Source organism: Streptomyces sp. NPDC046862 (assembly GCF_040704615.1).
GTDB lineage: Bacteria > Actinomycetota > Actinomycetes > Streptomycetales > Streptomycetaceae > Streptomyces.
This window is the reverse complement of sequence record NZ_JBEYXP010000007.1, coordinates 12855-32299: the sequence shown is the minus strand read 5'-3', so window position 1 is coordinate 32299 and position 19445 is coordinate 12855. Positions and strand designations below refer to the sequence as shown.

The window sequence follows — 19445 nt, the reverse complement described above, 5'->3', positions numbered from 1 at the left end:
GCGGTCCTTCGATCTTGCGAGTTGGTGACATGCGGCACGAGACGTATATCTCTTACTAGGAGAAATAGTGGAAAAGGCTGCGTCGATCCGAGGGCATTTGGGGTGTTCGGGCGGGCTTGATCCGGGCGGTATGGCGGTGGAGGCACTTCAGGGGAATTTGTCCACTTCTAGGCAATTTTGAGGCAGAGAACTACCTCATGTCGTAGATAGCAAGTTTTGGGGCTGGGGGAAGTCCGGGTTACCAAGGGACGGCCCACCCGGTGATGTCCGCGTCCCGGAGGGCTCCGTGTCCCCGTTCCTGTGAGGTAACTCCATGTCGAAGCGTGTCCGCTCCACCCGTCCCCGTACGTCCCTGCTCCGTCTGCGTACCGCTGTGGTGGTCGCAGGGCTCGGAGCCTCGGTCGTCGGGGGAGCCGGGATGGCGGCCGCCGCCGACAGCGGTGCTCCGGCCGCCGCCCACGGCGGTATATCGGCCGCCGCCAAGAAGGCGGCCTCGTGGGTCACCCCCGTCAAGGACTACAAGCTCTCCGCCCACTTCGCGCAGGCCGGCGGCAGGTGGCAGCACAAGCACAGCGGCCAGGACTTCGCCGTGAACATCGGTACGACGGTCGTCGCCGCGCACGGCGGCAAGGTCGTCAAGGCGGGCGGCAACGGCGGCGGTGACGGTCCGGCGTACGGCAACGCCATCGTCATCAATCACGGCAACGGGACGTTCTCCCAGTACGCCCACCTGTCGCGCATCAACGTGAAGGTGGGGCAGGTCGTCAAGACCGGACAGCCCATCGCGCTCTCCGGCAACACGGGCAACACCACTGGCCCGCACCTGCACTTCGAGATCCGTACGACCCCCAACTACGGGTCCGCCGTCGACCCGGTCGCCTTCCTGAAGTCCGAGGGCGTCGGTCTCTGACCCGGCGTCCTCGCGGCCGACGCGCCGGCCCGGCCGGGCGTGGCGGTCCGGCGGGGCGCGCCGGACCGGCCGCGCTCACACGCCGCGGGCGCCCCCGTGCGCCTGCGTCACCAGGTCGATCGCGACCTCCAGGGCCGCCTTGCGCTTGTCCTCGGGGTCGCCCTCGACATCCCTCAGGGCGATGATCCCCGCGTGCATCGTGAAGAGCGCGCTCACGCAGCGGATCTGGTCGATGAGCGGGACATCCGGCTCCTTGAGGATGTCCATCATCATCAGCATGCGGTCCTTGAACGACTCGCCGACGCTCAACTCCCGTACGGTCGCCTGGTTCTCGTGCATGAAACGCATGAGCGGCGCGGCGGCCGACAGAGCCTCGCTGTAGCGGCGCAGGACCTCCTGCTTGGTGGCCAGGCCGTGCGGCTGCCCCTTCGCCCACGCGATCAGCTCGTCGATCGGACGGGTCATGTCCTGGAACAGGCTGATGAGGATGTCTTCCTTGGTCTTGAAGTGGTAGTAGAGGGCGGCCTTGGTCACGGCGAGCCGCTCAGCGATCTCGCGCAGTGACGTCTTCTCGTACCCCTGCTCGGCGAAGAGTTCCAGGGCCACGTCCTGGATGCGCTGGCGGGTGTCCCCGCGGCGCTGCTGCTTCGTGCCGCCTGTGCCGCCTGTGCCGCCCGTGCCGCTCGCGCCGCCCGTGTCCTCCGTGCCACTCATGGCCCCGCCCATCGTCGTCCTGCCCCTCGCGCTCCCGGACTGCCCTCGCCGGTCAAGCCTACGGAAACTTACTTGACGCCCGGCTAGTTACGCGTCTACGTTCCTTCAGTGTAGACAACTAGCCGGTCGGCAAGTAAGTGCCAGGGGGCGTCAGCGGAAGCCGGTGAACGGCTGAGCGGTCGGGACCGGCGGCACCTAGGGGAGTGGGGACGATGGCGGAAGCGGTTACGGACACGGAGAAGGCCGGGGGCGGTGAACAACCGAGGAGCGTACGGGTCGTCCTGCTCGCACTGATGATCGCGATGCTCCTCGCGATGCTCGACAACATGATCATCGGGACGGCCATGCCGACGATCGTCGGTGAACTGGGCGGACTCGAGCACCTGTCATGGGTCGTCACCGCGTACACCCTCGCCACCGCCGCCTCCACCCCGATCTGGGGCAAGGTCGGCGACATGTACGGGCGCAAGGGCGCCTTCCTCACCTCGATCGTGATCTTCCTGGTCGGATCGGCGCTCAGCGGCATGGCCCAGGACATGGGGCAGCTGATCGGGTTCCGGGCCATTCAGGGGCTCGGTGCCGGCGGGCTCATGGTCGGGGTCATGGCGATCATCGGCGATCTGATACCTCCGCGGGAGCGCGGCAAGTACCAGGGGATGATGGCCGGCGTCATGGCGTTCGCCATGATCCTGGGCCCGCTGGTGGGCGGCACGATCACCGACAACTGGGGCTGGCGCTGGTCGTTCTACATCAACCTGCCGCTGGGCGTGGTCGCGCTGATCGCGGTCACCGCCGTGCTGCACCTGCCGAAGAAGACCGAGAACCGGTCGTGGCGGCGCATCGACTTCGTCGGAGCCGCGCTGCTGACCGTCGGCATCACGTCCATCGTGCTCGTCACGACGTGGGGCGGCACCGAGTACGCGTGGGGCTCCGCCATGATCATGGAGCTGACCGCGATCGGCGTGGCCGCGCTCGTGGGCTTCGTGTTCTGGGAGACCAAGGCGGCGGAGCCGGTGATGCCGCTGCACATCTTCAAGAGCCGGAACTTCACGTTGATGTCGGTGATCGGCTTCATCACCGGGTTCGTGATGTTCGGGGCCGTGCTGTTCCTGCCGCTGTTCCAGCAGTCGGTGCAGGGGGCGTCCGCCACGAACTCCGGTCTGTTGCTGCTGCCGATGCTGGGCGCGATGCTCGCCGTGTCGATGGTGGCGGGGCGGGTGACCACGGGGACCGGTAAGTACAAGGTGTTCCCGGTGGTCGGCAGTGTGCTCATGACGGTGGGGCTGTTCCTGCTCTCGCAGATGGACACGGGGACGTCCCGGCTGACGTCCGGGCTCTTCATGGCCGTGCTCGGGGCGGGCATGGGGTGTCTGATGCAGATCACCATGCTGGTCGCGCAGAACAGCGTCGAGATGAAGGACATGGGCGTCGCCTCGTCGTCGACGACCCTTTTCCGGACGCTCGGGTCGTCCTTCGGCGTCGCGATCATGGGCGCCCTGTTCAACAACCGGGTGAACGATGTCATGGTCGAGCGGGCCCCGGGCCTCGGGGCCAAGCTGACCGAGAAGTCGGCGCAGCTGGATGCGGCGAGTCTGGCGAAGCTGCCGGCGCCTGTGCGGGAGGCGTACCAGTACGCGGTGGCCGCGGGGACGCACTCCGCGTTCGTGCTGGGGTCCGCGGTGGCCGTGCTGGCGTTCGTGGCCGCGGTGTTCGTGAAGGAGGTTCCGCTCAGGGGAGGGTCTCCGAAGGCGGATGAGGATGCGGTGTCCGAGGAGGCTGCGTCCGAGGGTGCGGCTGGAGAGGCCGCGGGGCCGAAGGCCGTTGTTGAGGCTGTCTGAGGCTGTCTGAGGCCGGGCGGTTTGCGGGTGTGGGTGTGTGGGCGGGCGTAGTGGATCTCGCCCCCGCCGCCCCAGGCCCCCGCCTGTCGGCCTGACGGCCTGACGGCCTCGTACTCAAACGCGCGCCGGAGGGGCTGGACATCCAGCCCCTCCGGCGTTTGAGGAGCGGGGTCCGGGGCGGAGCCCCGGGGACGGGAGGGGACGGGTAGGGGCGGCGGGGGCGAGGAAAACGGTCCTTGAACGCCGTTGTCAGTGGGCCGTGCCACGATCGGGATCGTGGACAGGCTGCGACAGCTTCGGCTCGCGAAGGACGTGATGGACCGGGAGTGGGCGGACCCCGGTCTCGACCTGGGCGCGGTCGCGGCCAGCGCGGGGTACTCGCGGTACCACTTCATCCGGGCCTTCAAGGAGGCGTACGGGGAGACGCCGGGCCAGTACCTCACCCACCGCCGCATCGACCGCGCCGAGGACCTCCTGCGTACCGCCAACCTCTCCGTGACGGAGATATGCCATCTGGTCGGGTTCAGCAGCCTCGGGACCTTCTCCGCGAGGTTCAAGGTATGGACGGGACTCTCCCCGAGTGAGTACAGAGCGAAGCACGTCGGCCGCGGTGCCGCCCTGATACCGGGGTGCTACGCGATGCTGTGGGCCGGAGGATGGCGGTCGAAGCCCGGCGAGAGCGGCGGCCAGGAGAGGGACAGCGGCGCCGGGCACCGCGGCAGCCGACGCAGCAATTCCGGAGAAGCGGGCTGACGCGCGACGGGCCTAGCGTGGCAGCGCGGGGCGCGAAGCGCAGCCCCGCCACCGCATCCCGTACGAGCAGGAGCACGTCATGATCAAGGGATACGCCATCTCGACCGTGTGGGTCCTCGACCAGGACCGGGCCAAGGAGTTCTACACCCAGAAGCTGGGCCTGGAGGTGCGCACCGACATGACCATGGGCGACGGCGGCATGCGCTGGCTCACCGTCGGCGTGCCGGACCAGCCCGGCGTCGAACTGACCCTGATGGTGCCCGGGCCGCCCGCCATGGACCCGGAGTCCGGGGAGATGATCAGGAAGCTCGTCGCCAAGGGTGCCCTGGGGGCGGGCGTCCTCACCACGGACGACATCCACGGCGACTACAAGAGGCTCAAGGACCGGGGCGTGGAGTTCCTCCAGGAGCCCCAGGATCGGCCGTACGGGACCGAGGCCCTGTTCCGGGACGATTCCGGGAACTGGTTCTCCTTCACCCAGCGCCGTGAGGGCGGCCTCGACCTCGACCAGGAGTGGACGGCCGACTGACTCGGTCGCCCACTCCCGGCATCGACACACCTGCTACGGCATCGCCACACCTGCTACGGCAGCGTCAGCGGCTACGGCAGCATCGGATAGCTGCCCGTGTTCGTCGGTGCGTGCTCGGGCAGCCACAGCACCGCCACCGCCCCCTCGGCGGGCACGTCCTCGGGCACGCCGGCCGGGCGTACGTTGCGGAAGGTCAGCCGGGCCCCGAGCACCCGGGCCTGGCCGGCCGCGATGGTCAGGCCCAGGCCGTGGCCCTGGCCCGCGCGGTCGGACGCGCCGGTACGGAAGCGGCGCGGGCCGTCGGCCAGCAACTCCTCCGGGAAACCGGGGCCGTGGTCGCGGACGCGGATCACCCGGCCCTCGACCGTGACCTCGATCGGCGGCTTGCCGTGCTTCGCCGCGTTGGCCAGCAGGTTGAACAGGACACGTTCGAGGCGGCGCGGGTCGGTCGTGACCGCCGACTCGTGGACGACCCGTACCGCGACGTCCGCGTCCTTCGCGGCGACGCGCCGCGCCACGAACTCGCCCAGCATGATGTCCTGCAACTCGGCGCGCTCGGAGGCGCCGTCGAGCCGGGCCACCTCCAGGACGTCCTCCACGAGCGTGCGCATCGCCTGGGCCCGGTCACGGACCAGTTCCGAGGGACGCCCCGGAGGCAGGAGTTCCGCCGCCGTCAGGAGGCCCGTGACCGGGGTGCGCAGCTCGTGCGCGATGTCCGCCGTCACCCTCCGCTCGGCCTCGATGCGCTGCTGGAGCGCGTCCGCCATGGCGTCCACGGCCCGTGCGAGGTCGTCGGTCTCGTCGCGTACGACACCGCCGATCGCGTCCCGGACCCGTACGTCGGTCTCGCCCTTGGCGACCTGGTTCGCCGCCGACGCCGCCTTGCGCAGCCGGCGTGACATCTGGCCGCCGATGAGGACCCCGAGCGCGCAGCCGCCGAACACGACCGCGATCGAGCCGATGACCAGGGCCTGGTCCAGGTCCTGCATGATGTCCGCGCTGCGGTCGGTGAAACGGGTGTGGAGGGAGAGCACCGTGCCGTCCTTCAGCGGCACCGCGGCCCATATGTCCGGTACGCCGTGCGGGCCGTCGGCGACGTACGTGGCGCGCCGGCCCTCCGAGACCTTCGTCAGCAGGTCACGCGGGATCCCGGGGTCGTCGACCCGCACCCCGAACGCACCCGGGTTCTGCTGGCGTCCCGACTCGTACATGCGCTGGGCGACCTGGATCCGCTCGTCCGCCAGGTCGCGGGCGTTGTCCAGCATCGACACACGGGCCGCGTTGTGCACGACCAGGCTCAGCGCGAGCGCCACCAGCGCGCCGACCATGGCGATCGCCGCGCTCAGCTTCCAGCGCAGACCGGTGCGCAGACCGGTGCGCAGACCGGAGTCCGCGCGCGTCAGCCGTCCCATCGGGCCTTCCGCCGGCCGTCCCGCCCGGCCTCCTGCAAGCCGTTCCACCGGGCCTCCTGCCAGCCGTTCCTCCGGGCCTGCCGTCGGCTGTCCCACCTGGTCTCCCGCCGGTCGTGCCGCCGGACGTCCGTCAGCCGGTCGCTCGAAAGTCCCCCGCATGCCTCTGCTACCTCTGCTCAGGCCTTGAGTTTGTACCCGAAGCCGCGGACGGTCTCGATGCGGTCCTGACCGATCTTCGTCCGCAGCCGCTGCACATGGACGTCCACGACCCGGGTGTCACCGCCCCAGCCGTAGTCCCACACGCGTTCGAGCAGCTTGTCACGGGAGAGCACCGTGCCGGGTGCCGAGGAGAACTCCAGCAGCAGCCGCATCTCGGTCGGCGTCAACGCCACCGGCTGCCCGGACCGCCGTACCTCCATGCCCTCGGTGTCGACCTCCAGTTCGCCGAAGGAGAGCACGCCGCCGACCGCGGCCGTCCCGTGACCCTCCCCCTTCGCCGCGCCGCCGCTCGCGTGCCCGAACCGGCGCAGTACCGCCCGGATGCGCGCGACCAGCACGGCACCGTCGAACGGCTTGGTCACGTAGTCGTCCGCGCCCGCCTCCAGGCCGAGGACGACGTCGATGGAGTCGGCGCGGGCCGACAGCATGATCACGGGAACGGTCGACTCGTCCCGTATGCGCCGGCAGAGACTGACCCCGTCCAGACCCGGCAGCATCACGTCCAGCAGCGCGATGTCGGGGTGGGAGGCACGGAACGCCTCCAGGCCCGACAGCCCGTCGGGCATGGCGGTGACCGCGAAGCCGTCCCGCTCCAGCGCGAGCTGAGTGGCCTCGCGGATGACGTCGTCGTCCTCGACGAACAGGACGTGGGTCTGCTCTGCCATCCGGTGCTCTCAGTCGCTCTCTCTCGGCGTCAGGATCTGGTGGTGCGGGCGTGGTCACTTCGAGGGGACCGGCTCCGGGGTGTCCGTGTCGCCCACCGCGTTGCTGTAGTCATTGTGCGTCCGGGATTCCTCGGCGAAGCGGTTCCTGGTCCAGCGGTAGGTGATCACTTCCTCGCTGGACGGGAACTCCACCGGGTCGCCCTTGGCGTACAGCTGCTGGGTCACCACCAGGTCGCCCCGGTCGATCTCCGCGTACACCGGGGGCTCCTCGGCCCTGAACACGTTCTCGTACCCGCTGCGCCGCTCGCGGAACACGTACGAGGCGACGCCGACCGCGTCCCCGCAGGTCATCACATTGACCACGATGTCGTTGGCCGACTGGCCGGTCAGTTTGCCGTACGACACGTCGACCGGGTACTCGTCGGCCACGCACGGCTGGAGATCCCGCTTGACGTCCTTGCTGACCTTGGGGTCCGCCTTGACCAGTTTGACCACCTTGGCCATGGTCGCGCGGTCCTCGGTGGGTCCGGCGGCGACGGAGGCGGCACCCGGCGCGAGGGAGTCGTTGCCGGCCGGACCCTCGTCACGGGCGCCCGTGCCGCCGGTACCGCAGGCGGCGACGAAAAGCCCGAGGGCGGCGACCACGGCTCCTGCCGTGATCACCGCCTTCAGTGCCTGGCTGGGGCCGGACGGGCCGGGCCCGGGCCGCCGGGACTCGTCGATTCCGAGTCCCAGCGGCTCGGGCCCGGGGCCGTCCGGCCCGGGCCGGTTGCTCAGGCCGCGCAACGCTCCCGCTCCTCACGCTCGAGCGCGCGGGCGTCCAGGTCGCGGCTCTCCAGCTCCTCGCGGAGCCGGGCCAGCGCCCGGTGCAGCGTGCTCTTCACCGTTCCGGCCGACATGCCCAGGGCCGCGGCCGTCTCCTCCGTGGACATCTGCTCCCAGTGTCGCAGCACTACGACGCTGCGCTGCTTGGGAGCGAGAACCTTCATCACATCCATCAGCAGGGCGCGGTCCGCGTGCTGCTCGGTGGAGTCCTCGACACAGGCGTCCGGGAGCTGCTCGGTCGGCACTTCCTCCAGCTTGCGGGCCCGCCACCACTCGGTGCGGGTGTTGATCATCACGCGGCGGAGGTAGGCGTCCGCGAGCCGCTTGTCCGCGATTCCGTCCCAGCGGCCGTACGTCCGTGCGAGCGCGGTCTGCAGCAGGTCCTGCGCGTCGACCGGGTCCGGAACCAGGCGGCGGGCGCTGCGCAGCAGCGCGTCCTGCCGAGTGCGGACGTACTCCTCGAATTCGAGCACCTCGCCGTGCGCCATTCCAACCGCCTCCGTTCCCCGTGTCCCGGCCGCTGCCCCTGCCCGTCGCCGGTAGGTCTTGCCGGTAGCTCTCGCTGGTCGCCGCACGGCTGTTCGTGCGGTACGGCAATGAAGCTACGGAGCGGTTGTCACGGGGCTGTCCGAGAGAGCCTGCGGAGAACGCTCGGCTGTCCGTCGGTTGTGTAACGGAAGTAGGGCCGGGATAAAGAGAGGTGCCCTTAGGTGCGGTTATGGGGTGAATTGCCGGGCGGTGATTGTGTGTCGGCGAGCAGGGGACTGTGACACGGCTGAGGGCGAAAGCCGTGTGGCGTGACGGTGCGCGGGGTGAAGGCGCGACCGTGCGCGGGGTGACGCTGTGATGGTGCGCGGGGGCGACCGCCGCCGTTACGGGGCGGTCGCCGTAGCCGTGTCGCGCGGGACGCTCACGCCCTTCGCGCCCAGGTCGCCCAGGTCGCCCAGGTCGCTCAGGTCAGCGGCAGGCGGTAGAGGCCACCCGGCAGGGGCTCGACCAAGCCGTCCGAGACCAGGCCGTCGAGGGCGCGGGCGCGCTGCACGGGCTCGTCCCAGACCCGGTCCAGAACGGCCTGCGGTACGGGCGCGACGGCTTCCCGCAGGACGGCGAGGAGCTTGCCGCGGACCTGGCGGTCGGTGCCGGCGTACGTCTGGCCGCGGCGGGCCGGGCCGTCGTGCGCGGGCTTCCCGGCGAGCCGCCAGGCGCACTGCGCGGCGATCGGGCAGTGGTGGCACGTCTCGTTCTTCGCCGTGCACACCAGCGCGCCCAACTCCATGGAGGCGGCGGCCCATCGGGAGGCGGTGCGCTCGTCCTCGGGCAGCAGTTCGCGGGCCAGTCTGCGCTCGGCGGCGGTCGTCGCGTTGGGCGGGTACTGCACGCCGGTGACCGCGCGGGCGAGGACGCGGCGGACGTTGGTGTCGAGGACGGCGTGCCGCTGCCCGTACGCGAAGGACGCCACCGCGGCGGCCGTGTACTCCCCGATGCCGGGCAGCGCGAGCAACTGCGCGTGCTCCGTGGGGACGTCGCCGCCGTGCCGTTCCGTTATGGCGACCGCGGCGCCGTGCAGGCGCAGGGCGCGGCGCGGGTAGCCGAGGCGGCCCCAGGCGCGTACGGCCTCTCCCGGTGCCTCCTTGGCGAGGTCGGCGGGGCGGGGCCAGCGGGTCAACCACTGCTCGTAGACGGGCAGGACGCGGCCCACGGGGGTCTGCTGCAGCATGAACTCACTGACCATCACCCCCCAGGGCCCGGCCTCGGGCCGTCGCCACGGCAGGTCGCGGGCGTGTGCGTCGAACCAGTCGATGACCGGCTCGTGAAGGGCGCCTCCGGCGGGCGCCGGCGTGGTGGGGGTGGGGACGCTCGGGGTGTGCGTGGGTGCAGTCATGGCACTTCGATCCTGCCATGCGGGGGTGGCCGAGTGTGGGTATCGGGTCGCGGTGGGTGGGTCGCGCACGACTCCCTCGTACGCGAGCCGGGATGATGATCCGGAGAAAGTAGTGCCGGGGCGGCGGGGTGGGGCAGGAGAAGTGGCGGATCTCTCGTAAGGTTTGCGGCGTGGGATCTTTGCGCAATCCGGTCGGGCCGCTTCCCTCCACCATCTACTGGCGACGGAGGGCCGTTCTGCTGACCGTCCTCGCCCTGTTGGCACTTCTGGTGACCTGGGTCGTCACCAGCGGTGGCGGGAACGGCAAGGACAACGCGGACGGGTCCGACGGCAAGAATCCGGCGCCCTCGATCACGCCGGGTCCCGGCAGTTCCGGGCCCGCGATCAGCCAAGCCCCCGGCGGGCGCGAGGAGTCGCCCGGCGGCGACACCTCCGGGTCGGGTTCCGGTTCCGGTGACGGCTCGAACGACGGCTCGGGTCCGGGCGGCACCGGCGGCGGGTCGGGGTCAAGCAGTGGGGCGAGCGGTGGCTCCGGCGGCGCCGGCAGCGGCGCGGACGGCAAGGGCGGCGGCATCTCCGGCGAGCAGGTCCCGGCCGGGTCGAGCCTTCCCAACTGCCCGGCGAGCGCGGTGAAGTTGACGGTCCGCAGTGTCCAGAACTCCTACGAGCCCGGCGAGAAGCCCACGTTCCAGCTGATCGCCAAGAACTCCTCCGGCAGCGACTGCAAGGTCGATCTCGGGCCCAAGGAGGCGGTGGTGACGGTCACTCAGGCCGACGGCGACGACGAGTTCTGGTCCTCCGCCGACTGTCCCCGGGACGCGGGCAGCCTTCTCTTCCGCGTTCCCGCCGACGGCAGCGCCGCCTACACCGTCGCGTGGGACCGCCGTCCGAGCGCTCCCAACTGTGCGACGCCCTCAGGGGGTTCGGCACCCGCGGGCACCTACCTGGTCGAGGCGAAGGCTCCGGGGCTGGCGAAGGCGCAGACGTCGTTCGTGCTGGCGAAGGACTGAGGGCGGGCGACCGTATGGTGAGGAAATCCAGCCCGTCCGGCGTTTGAGGACGAGGCCGTCAGGCCGACAGCGGGGGGGCTGGGGGCGGCAGCCCCCAGGGGGCACCCCCGAGCTCAGGGCACCAACAAACACCGAGGGAACCCACGAACCCTGCTCAGCCGGCGGTCAGACATACCGCTCGAGGATCGACGACTCCGCCAGCCGCGACAGACCCTCCCGTACGCTGCGGGCCCTCGCCTCGCCGACCCCGTCGACCGTCTGGAGGTCGTCCACGCTCGCGGCGAGCAGCTTCTGCAGACCGCCGAAGTGCTCGACCAGCCGGTCGATGATCGCGCCCGGCAGCCGCGGCACCTTGGCCAGCAGCCGGAAGCCGCGAGGCGACACGGCGGAGTCCATGCCCTCGGGTGAGCCGGTGTAGCCCAGCGCCTTGGCCACCGTGGGCAGTTCGAGGAGCTCGGCGTGGGTGAGCGCGTCGAGCTCCTTGAGCGCCTCGTCGACCGTACGGGAACGTTTGGCCGTCGGCTCCGGCACGTAGTCCCGGACCACCAGCTCGCGCTCCGGCTCCACGCCCGCGATCAACTCGTCCAGCTGGAGGGCGAGGAGACGTCCGTCCGTGCCCAGCTCCACCACGTACTCGGCGATCTCCGTGGCGATCCGGCGCACCATCTCCAGCCGCTGGGCCACCGCCGAGACGTCCCGGACCGTCACGAGGTCCTCGATCTCCAGGGCGGAGAGCGTGCCCGCGACCTCGTCCAGGCGGAGTTTGTACCGCTCCAGGGTCGCGAGGGCCTGGTTCGCGCGGGAGAGGATCGCCGCCGAGTCCTCCAGGACGCGGCGCTGACCGTCGACGTACAGCGCGATGAGCCGCATGGACTGGGAGACCGAGACGACGGGGAAGCCCACCTGCCGGGAGACGCGGTCCGCCGTGCGGTGGCGGGTGCCCGTCTCCTCAGTCGGGATGGCCGGGTCGGGCACCAGCTGCACGCCGGCCCGCAGGATCTTCGACAGGTCCGAGGAGACCACGATGCCGCCGTCGAGCTTGCACAGCTCCCTCAGACGCGTCGCCGTGAACTCGACGTCCAGGACGAAGCCGCCGGTACACAGTGGCTCGACGGTCTTGTCGAAGCCGAGCACGATGAGCCCGCCGGTGTTGCCGCGGAGCACCCGCTCCAGCCCGTCACGCATCGCCGTACCCGGTGCCACAGCGCTCAGTGAGGCGCGCATCAGACCATCGGAACCGGCACTCCCACCGGACTTTCCGGGAGCTGCCACCCGGTCGTTGGCTGCCACTGCACTCCTCCGGTCGCAGGTTCTGGGGCGCTCCCGTTTCGCACACGCGGTTCGTACGGACGGGCGAGACCTGGGCAAAGTCTACCGGCGCTCCTCCGCGTCCCGTGGGGCCTCTCGGCGACGGGAGCGCGGGAGCACCCTCAGCGCGTCCCCCATGTCGGCCACTTCCAGGACCTTCATGCCGGGCGGGACCTTGCCGGGGTCACCCGGTACGAGGGCGTGCGTGAAGCCGAGGCGGTGGGCTTCGGCCAGGCGGCGCTGGACGCCCGTGACGCGTCTCACCTCGCCCGCGAGGCCCACCTCGCCGATCGCGACGAGGTTCTTGGGCAGCGGGGTGTCACTCGCGGCCGACGCCAGCGCGAGCGCGATCGCGAGGTCCGCGGCCGGCTCCGAGAGCTTCACGCCGCCGACCGTCGCGGAGTAGATGTCCCGCTTGCCCAGGGCGCTGATCCGGCCGCGCTGCTCCAGAACGGCGAGCATCATCGAGACGCGGGAGGTCTCCAGGCCCGAGGTCGTACGGCGCGGGGAGGGGATCTGGGAGTCGACCGTCAGCGCCTGGACCTCGGCCACCAGGGGCCGGCGGCCCTCCAGCGTCACGGTGAGGCACGTGCCGGGCACCGGCTCGTCGCGCCGGGTCAGGAACAGGCCGCTCGGGTCGGCCAGGCCCGTGATGCCCTCGTCGTGCAGCTCGAAGCAGCCGACCTCGTCCGTCGCCCCGTAGCGGTTCTTGACGCCTCGTACCAGTCGCAGGCGCGCGTGCCGGTCGCCCTCGAAGCTCAGCACCACGTCCACGAGGTGCTCCAGCAGACGCGGGCCCGCGATCGCGCCGTCCTTGGTGACGTGGCCCACGAGCAGGGTGGCCATGCCGCGCTCCTTGGAGGCGCGGATCAGGGCTCCGGCGACCTCGCGGACCTGGGCCATGCCGCCGGGGGCGCCGTCGATCTCCGGGGACGCCACGGTCTGCACCGAGTCGAGGATCAGCAGGGACGGCTTCACCGCGTCCAGGTGACCGAGCACGGCGGCCAGGTCGGTCTCCGCCGCGAGGTACAGGTCGTCGTGGATGGCCTTGATGCGGTCGGCGCGCATCCGGACCTGGCTCGCCGACTCCTCGCCCGTGACGTACAGCGTGCGGTGCTCGTCGCTCGCCGCCTTGGCCGCCACGTCCAGCAGCAGCGTGGACTTGCCGACCCCGGGCTCGCCCGCGAGGAGCACGACGGCGCCGGGGACGAGCCCGCCGCCGAGGACGCGGTCCAGCTCGGGCACGCCGGTGGAGCGGGCGGTGGCCTGGCGTCCGTCGACCTGGCCGATGGGCACCGCGGACGTCGTGACACGGCCCGGTGTCGTCGTACGGACCGCGGGCGCGCCGTACTCCTCGACCGTGCCCCATGCCTGGCACTCGGGGCAGCGGCCGAGCCACTTGGCCGTCTGCCAGCCGCACTCGGTGCAGCGGTAGGACGGTCGGTCCTTGGTGGTCTTGGTGCGGGCAGCCATGCGGGAAACCGTAACGGAGGTCTCTGACAGTGTGGCCGCGGTTCCTGGGGGGGGCGCCCCCAGACCCCGCCGTCGTGCACCGCTGCCCGATGATGTCGTACGTCAGCTGCCGGTTCGTTGTGGCTTGTCGCGCCCACGCGGCGGAGCCGCAGACGTCACAGCCCCGCGCCCCTGAAGGGCGCGCCCCACCGTCAGCTCCGCCGGCCGGTACGGCACGTACGCGGCCCCGTCCAGCCCGAGGCCGAGTGCGGCCTTCTGCAGCGCCCCAGGTGTCGCCGACGTACCCCAGCGCCCCGCCGCCACCCGCCGCTCGACCGCCCGCAGCGCGGCCACCGTCTCGGCGGTCGTGAACGTGCAGTGGCCCTGGCGCTCGACGTACGCCTGTCGCAGCAGTGCCCCGTCGCCGGACGCGCGCACCCGGTCGGCGAACCGGTTCTCCTGCTCGACCGGGACGAGGTTGTCGGCCGTGGTGTGGATGTCCAGCAGCGGTACGGCCAGGCCCTGCCCGGCGGACGAGGTGCGCTCGGCGGTGCGGACGGCGGCCGGGTCGGCGGTGATCGTGGCGCCCTCGGTCAGGGTCCTCAGGTCGGCGCGCAGGTCCAGTCCTGCCTCCCGGTACACGGCCCGGACCAGCGGGGCGTGCGTCGAGCCGGCCAGCACGCGCGCGTAGTCGACGCCCTTGTTCCCGGAGTTGTTGCCGCCGACCGCCTTCTCGATCTCGTACCGGCCGCTCCCGACGAACGCGAGGATGCCCTGCGCGAACCACTCGTACTGCTGCGCCTGTTGGCCGGCCCAGTCTCCGGGCGCGGGCCGCTCCTTGCCGGGTGCCCACGCCGGCAGGTTGAGGAAGGCGGCGGCGAGCGCGATCCGGGCCCGGCCCTCGGGGGTGCGCTGGGCGGCCGTGACCGCGGTGGAGAGCTGCTGGGTGGTGGCGGTCACCTCGGCCTGGGAGCCGAAGCCGACGAGCTTCACCGGCGTCCCGGGCAGCAGCAGACGGGCGATCGTGTACTCGGCGTCGAGCTGGTAGTTCTCGAGGTCGTTGGCCCCGGCGACGAGTCCGCACAGGCCGAGGGCGCCGTCGATGCGGCCGGCCGCGTCGCGGGCGAGCTGCGCGTTGACGAGCCCGCCCATGGACTCGCCCATCGACAGCGTGCGCTCGGGCTTGCCGATCTTCGCGGCGACGGCGTCGAGGGTGGCGAGCTGGTCGCGTCGCGCGCTCTCCAGCGCCCACAGGGAGCGGCTCGTGTCGTACGAGGACCCGGCGAGCGCGTAGCCCTCTTCGAGGAGGCGGAGACGTACGGCCTCGGTGGGGGCGTTCTTGGCCTCGGTGATGCCGAAGCCGTGGCTGAACAGGACCAGGGTGCCGTTCCAGTCCTCGGGGACGTCGGCGATCCAGGTGGCGCCGTCGGGGAGGGTGCCGGTGAGCCGCGCGGCGGCCGGGGTGGCCGCGGGGGCCGCGGTGGCGGCCGGGGGAGCGGCGGGCGCCGAGGCGGTGGCCGACAGGGAGAGGGCGGCGGTGGCGGCCAGGGCGACGAGAGCGCGCAGGCCCGCGCGGGACACGCCGCTGGGACGTAAGGCCATGACGGGGCTCCTGTCCGGGGAGACGGTGGGGGGAGGGAGGGAGCGGTGCCGTGTCGTGTCGTGTCGTGTCGTGCAGATCCTAGGGACGTGGGTCCCACTCCCGGGGGCGTGGGCCCCACGGAATGTAGGGCCTTTTTCTGATGACGGTCAACAGAGTGCGCAACATTAACGACGCGCGCCTCCCGTCGCCTCCATCCCGCCCTTCCCGCCCCTCCCTCTGCCGCCCCCGCCGACCAGGCGCGAGGCGCGGAATCAGGCGTTCCTGTCCCCTTATGAGGGATCGTTTCACCCGTATGGATTAAATGTGCGCAAGGGGGAAGAAGTAGCCGTCGTCCGCCGCATACGGTCCCATGGGTGATGAGCAGCAGCCCGGAGATCTCCACCCGCACCGCCGGCGCACACCGCACGCACCGCGAGACACGCGACCGGGCGGCCGCGCCCACGCGGGAGCAGTACCCGCCCACGCGCCACGAGCCGTATCTGGACGGCCTGTTCACCTACTGCCTGTCCGTCCTGTGCGACCACGACGCGGCGACCGCCGCCCTGGCCGACGCCCTCGCCCTCGCCGAGCGCCGCCGGGGCCCCGACGCCCCGGACGACCGCCGGGCCTGGCTGTACGCGCTGGCCCGCTGGGCGTGTCTGCGCAAGCTGGCCGAGGCCAAGCAGAAACGTCAGGGCACGCATGCCGCCGGCCGCCACGGCACCGAGAAGCAGCGCGCCCAGAAGTCCGCACAGAAGTCGGCCCAGAAGCCGGCCCAGAAGCCGGCCCAGAAGCCGGCCCAGAAGCCGGCCCAGAAGCCCGCTCCCACCCTCTCCGAGGACCTCCAGGAGCAGCGGCAGCGCGAACTCGCCCTGCTCGCCTGGCCGGAGGCCGCGGGTACGACGCCCGAGCAGCGCGAGGCGCTCGAACTCGCCGTACGCCACCAGCTCGCCGCCCACGAGGTCGCCGCCGTCCTCGGCCTCGCCCCCGCCGCCACACGCGAGCTGCTCGCCTCCGCCGCCTGCGAGGTGGAACGCACCCGCGCGGCCCTCGCCGTGGTCGAGACCGGCGCCTGCCCGAGCGTCGCCCGGCTCACCGGGGACCATCAGCTCGTCCTCAGCGCCACCCTGCGCCGCGAACTCGTCCGGCACGTCGACGACTGCCCCCACTGCCGCCGCACCGCCGAGCGCGCCACCCCCGGCCACTGGCCCGGCACCAGCGTCACCCCCGCCGCACTCCCCGTCCTCGAAGCCCCGCGCGCGGCCCTGCGCTCGGCGACGGCCCACCTCGCACGCGCGCGTGGCGGTGCCCCGCGCTTCGACCGGCGCGGCTTCCCCATGGACCCCAGGGACCGCGCGGCCCGCCGTGACCGCCTGCGCGCGCGTGCCGTCACGACGACCGTCGTCGCCACCGTCGTCGCCGCGCCCGTCCTCGCCCTCTGGGCCGCCTACCGGGGCGCGCCCCCGACCGGCGAGGGCGTCGACGGTCACTCCGCCACCGCGCGTGAGGCCCACGGCCCCGACGGGCTCGCGGGCGAGGCCGCGGACGCGTACGAGAACGCCGGCAACGCGCGCGCCAAGCCGGACACCCGCTACGACAAGACGGGCAAGCACGCCTCCGACGTCTCCGTGGAGGTCGTCAGCACCCCCGGAAAGGGCTCCGGAACCCTCGCGGTGAAGGCCGCCGGCCGTGGCGACACCACGCTCATCACCCTGACCGCGTCCGGGAACTCGCCGGTCCACTGGTCCGCGTACACGGCCCAGGACTGGCTCTACTTCAGCCAGTCCTCCGGCACCCTCGCGCCCGGCGAATCACTGACGATCAAGGTGTACGTCGACCATCTGCGCGAGCCCGCCGGGTACTGGACGGCGCGGGTGTCCGTCGGAACCACCGTGGTGTCCATCGAGGGCTACGGCACAGCTCCGCTCCCGGCGGATCCGCGTCCCAGCTCGCCCGGGTCGCGCCCCCCGGTGCCGAGTGGGCCTCCGGCGACGTCCGCCCCCGATCCGACGCCCACGGCCAGTGACCCGGGGCCCGCCGATCCGACGCCGACGCCGACCCCGTCGGATCCGGGCACTCCGGACCCCGGAGAGTCCACCCCGCCGGCCGGCGGCAGTGACGAGTCGCCCCCCTCGGAGGAGTAGCCGGGCGGCGGAGCAGCCGGGGCTCAGCCCACCGGATCCGCCGGATGCGGGGCCACCAGCGGAAGCTGCGACGCCAGGCGCTCCTCACAGAGCTCGACCAGCCGGTCGTAGCCGGCCTTGCCCATCAGTTCGATCAGCTCCGGGCCGTACGAGACGTACACCGGCTCGCCCGCGCCGTGTGCCGAGGTCGCCGACGTGCACCACCAGTGCAGGTCGTGCCCGCCAGGGCCCCAACCGCGCCGGTCGTACTCGCCGATCGAGATCTGCAGCACCCGGGTGTCGTCGGGCCGGTCGATCCACTCGTACGTCCGCCGGACCGGCAGCTGCCAGCAGACGTCCGGCTTGGTCTCCAGGGGCTCACGGCCCTCCTTGAGCGCCAGGATGTGCAGCGAGCAGCCCGCGCCGCCCGGGAAGCCCGGCCGGTTCTGGAAGATGCACGAGCCCTGGTACGGGCGGGTCTGCCGCTCCCCGTCCTCGTCCTCCGAGACCCAGCCGGTCTTCGTGCCCACGTCGTGGTGCTGCCAGATCTCCGGTGTGAGCCTTGCCACGTGCCCGGCGACCCGCTTCTCGTCGTCCTCGTCGGAGAAGTGCGCGCCGAGTGTGCAGCAGCCGTCGTCCGCGCGGCCTGCCTGGATGCCCTGGCAGCCGCTTCCGAAGATGCAGTTCCAGCGGGAGGTCAGCCAGGTGAGATCGCAGCGGAAGACCTGATCGCCGTCCGCCGGATCCGGAAACTCCACCCACGCGCGCGCGAAGTCGAGCCCCTTCTCGTCGGGTTCCGGGGCACCCTTCCCCGGCTTCGTGGACCTGACCGGCTTCACCTGCGAAGAACCCCTGGCGGATTTGGCTGCCTTGTCGTTCTTCGCCTTGTTCGTCTTTGGCACGGGTCCAGAGTAAGACCCTGTGAACGACAGTGGGGACTGCGCGGGCCCCCGCTGGCAGTAGCGTTCTCGTCCATGAGACTCGGTGTCCTCGACGTGGGATCGAACACGGTGCATCTGCTGGTCGTCGATGCACACCCAGGCGCGCGCCCGCTGCCCGCGCACTCGCACAAGGCGGAGCTGCGGCTCGCCCAGCTTCTCGACGACAGCGGGGCGATCGGTCCCGAGGGGGTCGAGAGCCTGATCGGCGTCGTCCAGGACGCGCTCCAGGCCGCCGAGGACAAAGGGGTCGAGTCGGTGCTGCCGTTCGCCACGTCCGCCGTGCGCGAGGCCAGCAACGTGGACGACGTCCTCGCGCGGGTGCGGGAGGAGACCGGTGTCGAGCTGACGGTCCTGACCGGCGAGGAGGAGGCGCGCCTGACCTTCCTGGCGGCCCGCCGCTGGTTCGGCTGGTCGGCGGGCAAGCTGCTGGTCCTGGACATCGGCGGCGGGTCCCTGGAGATCGCGTACGGCATGGATGAGGAACCGGACACGGCGGTGTCGCTCCCCCTGGGCGCGGGCCGGCTGACGGCCGGCTGGCTGCCGGGGGACCCGCCCGACCCGGCGGACATACGGGCCCTCCGCCGCCATGTGCGGACGGAAATCGCCCGTACGGTGGGGGAGTTCAGCCGCTTCGGCGCGCCCGACCACGTGGTCGCCACGTCGAAGACCTTCAAGCAACTGGCCCGGCTGTCCGGCGCCGCCCGCTCCGCCGACGGCCTCTACGTCCAGCGCGAGCTGAAGCGGGGCTCCCTGGAGACCTGGGTCCCGAAGCTCACCGGGATGACCGCCGACCAGCGCGCGGAACTCCCCGGAGTCTCCGAGGGCCGCGCCGGCCAACTCCTCGCAGGCGCCCTCGTCGCCGAGGCCACCATGGACCTCTTCGGCGTGGACAACCTGGAGGTCTGCCCCTGGGCCCTGAGAGAGGGCGTCATCCTCCGCCGCCTGGACCAGATGAGCTCGTCGTAGCCCAGGGAGCCGGGCCCGCGCCCCAAAGGGGCGCGGGGAGCGGCGCGCTCAGCCCCAACGAACCCGCACCCGCCCACGGCGAGTGCCGCCCGGCCAGGGGCGCGGGGAACTGCGCGACAAGCCCCAACGAACCCGCACCCGCCCACGGCGAGACCCCGCAACGGCGACCAGGCGCTCCGGCCACCCGCAACCCGCACCCGCTCACGGCGAGCACCGCCCCGCCAGGGGCGCGGGGAACTGCGCGACAAGCCCCAACGAACCCGCACCCGCCCACGGCGAGACCCCGCAACGGCGACCAGGCGCTCCGGCCACCCGC

17 protein-coding genes are annotated in these 19445 nt (G+C 71.8%); 7 read left to right on the top strand and 10 right to left on the bottom strand.

Annotated features, from left to right (window positions below; translation table 11 throughout):
- The first annotated feature begins 313 nt into the window (after positions 1 to 313).
- Positions 314 to 910 (top strand): M23 family metallopeptidase, encoded by a 597-nt coding sequence (locus AB0959_RS09545; RefSeq protein ID WP_366825756.1) that lies wholly within the window; start codon positions 314 to 316, stop codon positions 908 to 910.
- A gap of 75 nt (positions 911 to 985) precedes the next feature.
- On the opposite strand, the gene AB0959_RS09540 is transcribed toward AB0959_RS09545, so the two are convergent.
- Positions 986 to 1624, bottom strand: coding sequence for a helix-turn-helix domain-containing protein (locus AB0959_RS09540; protein WP_366825755.1), 639 nt, complete (start codon positions 1622 to 1624; stop codon positions 986 to 988).
- Between the two features lie 212 nt (positions 1625 to 1836).
- On the opposite strand from AB0959_RS09540, the gene AB0959_RS09535 reads away from it, so the two are divergent.
- The 3 genes from AB0959_RS09535 to AB0959_RS09525 all read left to right on the top strand — a co-directional run bounded on the left by AB0959_RS09535 (position 1837) and on the right by AB0959_RS09525 (position 4744).
- Positions 1837 to 3462 (top strand): MDR family MFS transporter, encoded by a 1626-nt coding sequence (locus AB0959_RS09535; RefSeq protein WP_366825754.1) that lies wholly within the window; start codon positions 1837 to 1839, stop codon positions 3460 to 3462.
- Between the two features lie 285 nt (positions 3463 to 3747).
- A complete protein-coding gene (locus AB0959_RS09530) occupies positions 3748 to 4215 on the top strand; it encodes a helix-turn-helix transcriptional regulator (RefSeq protein ID WP_366825970.1) in 468 nt (155 codons plus the stop codon).
- 79 nt (positions 4216 to 4294) lie between these two features.
- Complete coding sequence (locus tag AB0959_RS09525; protein ID WP_366825752.1) at positions 4295 to 4744, top strand: VOC family protein; 450 nt, start codon at positions 4295 to 4297, stop codon at positions 4742 to 4744.
- A 71-nt stretch (positions 4745 to 4815) separates the two neighbouring features.
- Here AB0959_RS09525 and cseC read toward each other — a convergent pair whose 3' ends face one another.
- The 5 genes from cseC to AB0959_RS09500 form a co-directional block, all read right to left on the bottom strand.
- Complete coding sequence (gene cseC, locus AB0959_RS09520; protein ID WP_366825751.1) at positions 4816 to 6156, bottom strand: two-component system sensor histidine kinase CseC; 1341 nt, start codon at positions 6154 to 6156, stop codon at positions 4816 to 4818.
- Between the two features lie 176 nt (positions 6157 to 6332).
- Positions 6333 to 7040 carry a two-component system response regulator CseB gene (gene cseB / locus AB0959_RS09515; protein ID WP_366825750.1) on the bottom strand — a complete coding sequence of 236 codons (708 nt, stop codon included), beginning with the start codon at positions 7038 to 7040 and terminating at the stop codon, positions 6333 to 6335.
- Between the two features lie 54 nt (positions 7041 to 7094).
- Positions 7095 to 7703 carry a hypothetical protein gene (locus AB0959_RS09510; RefSeq protein ID WP_366825969.1) on the bottom strand — a complete coding sequence of 203 codons (609 nt, stop codon included), beginning with the start codon at positions 7701 to 7703 and terminating at the stop codon, positions 7095 to 7097.
- Positions 7704 to 7813: 110 nt separating this feature from the next.
- Positions 7814 to 8353, bottom strand: a complete 540-nt coding sequence (locus AB0959_RS09505) for a SigE family RNA polymerase sigma factor (RefSeq protein WP_366825749.1) — start codon at positions 8351 to 8353, stop codon at positions 7814 to 7816.
- 464 nt (positions 8354 to 8817) lie between these two features.
- Positions 8818 to 9747: an A/G-specific adenine glycosylase gene (locus AB0959_RS09500; RefSeq protein ID WP_366825748.1), complete on the bottom strand. Its 930-nt coding sequence runs from the start codon at positions 9745 to 9747 to the stop codon at positions 8818 to 8820.
- Between the two features lie 170 nt (positions 9748 to 9917).
- Here AB0959_RS09500 and AB0959_RS09495 point away from each other — a divergent pair, with 170 nt between their 5' ends.
- Positions 9918 to 10757 carry a hypothetical protein gene (locus AB0959_RS09495; protein ID WP_366825747.1) on the top strand — a complete coding sequence of 280 codons (840 nt, stop codon included), beginning with the start codon at positions 9918 to 9920 and terminating at the stop codon, positions 10755 to 10757.
- 165 nt (positions 10758 to 10922) lie between these two features.
- Here the strand turns inward: AB0959_RS09495 and disA are convergent, their stop codons facing one another.
- The 3 genes from disA to AB0959_RS09480 all read right to left on the bottom strand — a co-directional run bounded on the left by disA (position 10923) and on the right by AB0959_RS09480 (position 15119).
- Positions 10923 to 12047, bottom strand: coding sequence for a DNA integrity scanning diadenylate cyclase DisA (gene disA / locus AB0959_RS09490; RefSeq protein WP_366825746.1), 1125 nt, complete (start codon positions 12045 to 12047; stop codon positions 10923 to 10925).
- 81 nt (positions 12048 to 12128) lie between these two features.
- Complete coding sequence (radA, locus tag AB0959_RS09485; RefSeq protein WP_366825745.1) at positions 12129 to 13538, bottom strand: DNA repair protein RadA; 1410 nt, start codon at positions 13536 to 13538, stop codon at positions 12129 to 12131.
- Between the two features lie 102 nt (positions 13539 to 13640).
- Positions 13641 to 15119: an alpha/beta hydrolase gene (locus tag AB0959_RS09480; protein ID WP_366825744.1), complete on the bottom strand. Its 1479-nt coding sequence runs from the start codon at positions 15117 to 15119 to the stop codon at positions 13641 to 13643.
- Positions 15120 to 15473: 354 nt separating this feature from the next.
- Between AB0959_RS09480 and AB0959_RS09475 the strand changes: the two genes are divergently transcribed.
- Complete coding sequence (locus AB0959_RS09475; protein WP_366825743.1) at positions 15474 to 17243, top strand: hypothetical protein; 1770 nt, start codon at positions 15474 to 15476, stop codon at positions 17241 to 17243.
- Positions 17244 to 17266: 23 nt separating this feature from the next.
- Here AB0959_RS09475 and AB0959_RS09470 read toward each other — a convergent pair whose 3' ends face one another.
- Complete coding sequence (locus AB0959_RS09470; protein ID WP_366825742.1) at positions 17267 to 18124, bottom strand: hypothetical protein; 858 nt, start codon at positions 18122 to 18124, stop codon at positions 17267 to 17269.
- 72 nt (positions 18125 to 18196) lie between these two features.
- Here AB0959_RS09470 and AB0959_RS09465 point away from each other — a divergent pair, with 72 nt between their 5' ends.
- On the top strand, positions 18197 to 19129 hold the full coding sequence (locus tag AB0959_RS09465) for a Ppx/GppA phosphatase family protein (RefSeq protein ID WP_366825741.1): 933 nt from the start codon (positions 18197 to 18199) through the stop codon (positions 19127 to 19129).
- Positions 19130 to 19445 lie beyond the last annotated feature (316 nt).

What these genes read in the sequence shown, in the direction of transcription:
- cseC (WP_366825751.1), bottom strand. Translation starts at nt 6,156, where the DNA reads ATGGGACGGCTGACGCGCGCGGACTCCGGTCTGCGCACCGGTCTGCGC.
- AB0959_RS09465 (WP_366825741.1), top strand. Translation starts at nt 18,197, where the DNA reads ATGAGACTCGGTGTCCTCGACGTGGGATCGAACACGGTGCATCTGCTG.
- AB0959_RS09500 (WP_366825748.1), bottom strand. Translation starts at nt 9,747, where the DNA reads ATGACTGCACCCACGCACACCCCGAGCGTCCCCACCCCCACCACGCCG.
- AB0959_RS09505 (WP_366825749.1), bottom strand. Translation starts at nt 8,353, where the DNA reads ATGGCGCACGGCGAGGTGCTCGAATTCGAGGAGTACGTCCGCACTCGG.
- AB0959_RS09540 (WP_366825755.1), bottom strand. Translation starts at nt 1,624, where the DNA reads ATGAGTGGCACGGAGGACACGGGCGGCGCGAGCGGCACGGGCGGCACA.
- AB0959_RS09535 (WP_366825754.1), top strand. Translation starts at nt 1,837, where the DNA reads ATGGCGGAAGCGGTTACGGACACGGAGAAGGCCGGGGGCGGTGAACAA.
- AB0959_RS09480 (WP_366825744.1), bottom strand. Translation starts at nt 15,119, where the DNA reads ATGGCCTTACGTCCCAGCGGCGTGTCCCGCGCGGGCCTGCGCGCTCTC.
- AB0959_RS09525 (WP_366825752.1), top strand. Translation starts at nt 4,295, where the DNA reads ATGATCAAGGGATACGCCATCTCGACCGTGTGGGTCCTCGACCAGGAC.
- AB0959_RS09545 (WP_366825756.1), top strand. Translation starts at nt 314, where the DNA reads ATGTCGAAGCGTGTCCGCTCCACCCGTCCCCGTACGTCCCTGCTCCGT.
- cseB (WP_366825750.1), bottom strand. Translation starts at nt 7,040, where the DNA reads ATGGCAGAGCAGACCCACGTCCTGTTCGTCGAGGACGACGACGTCATC.
- radA (WP_366825745.1), bottom strand. Translation starts at nt 13,538, where the DNA reads ATGGCTGCCCGCACCAAGACCACCAAGGACCGACCGTCCTACCGCTGC.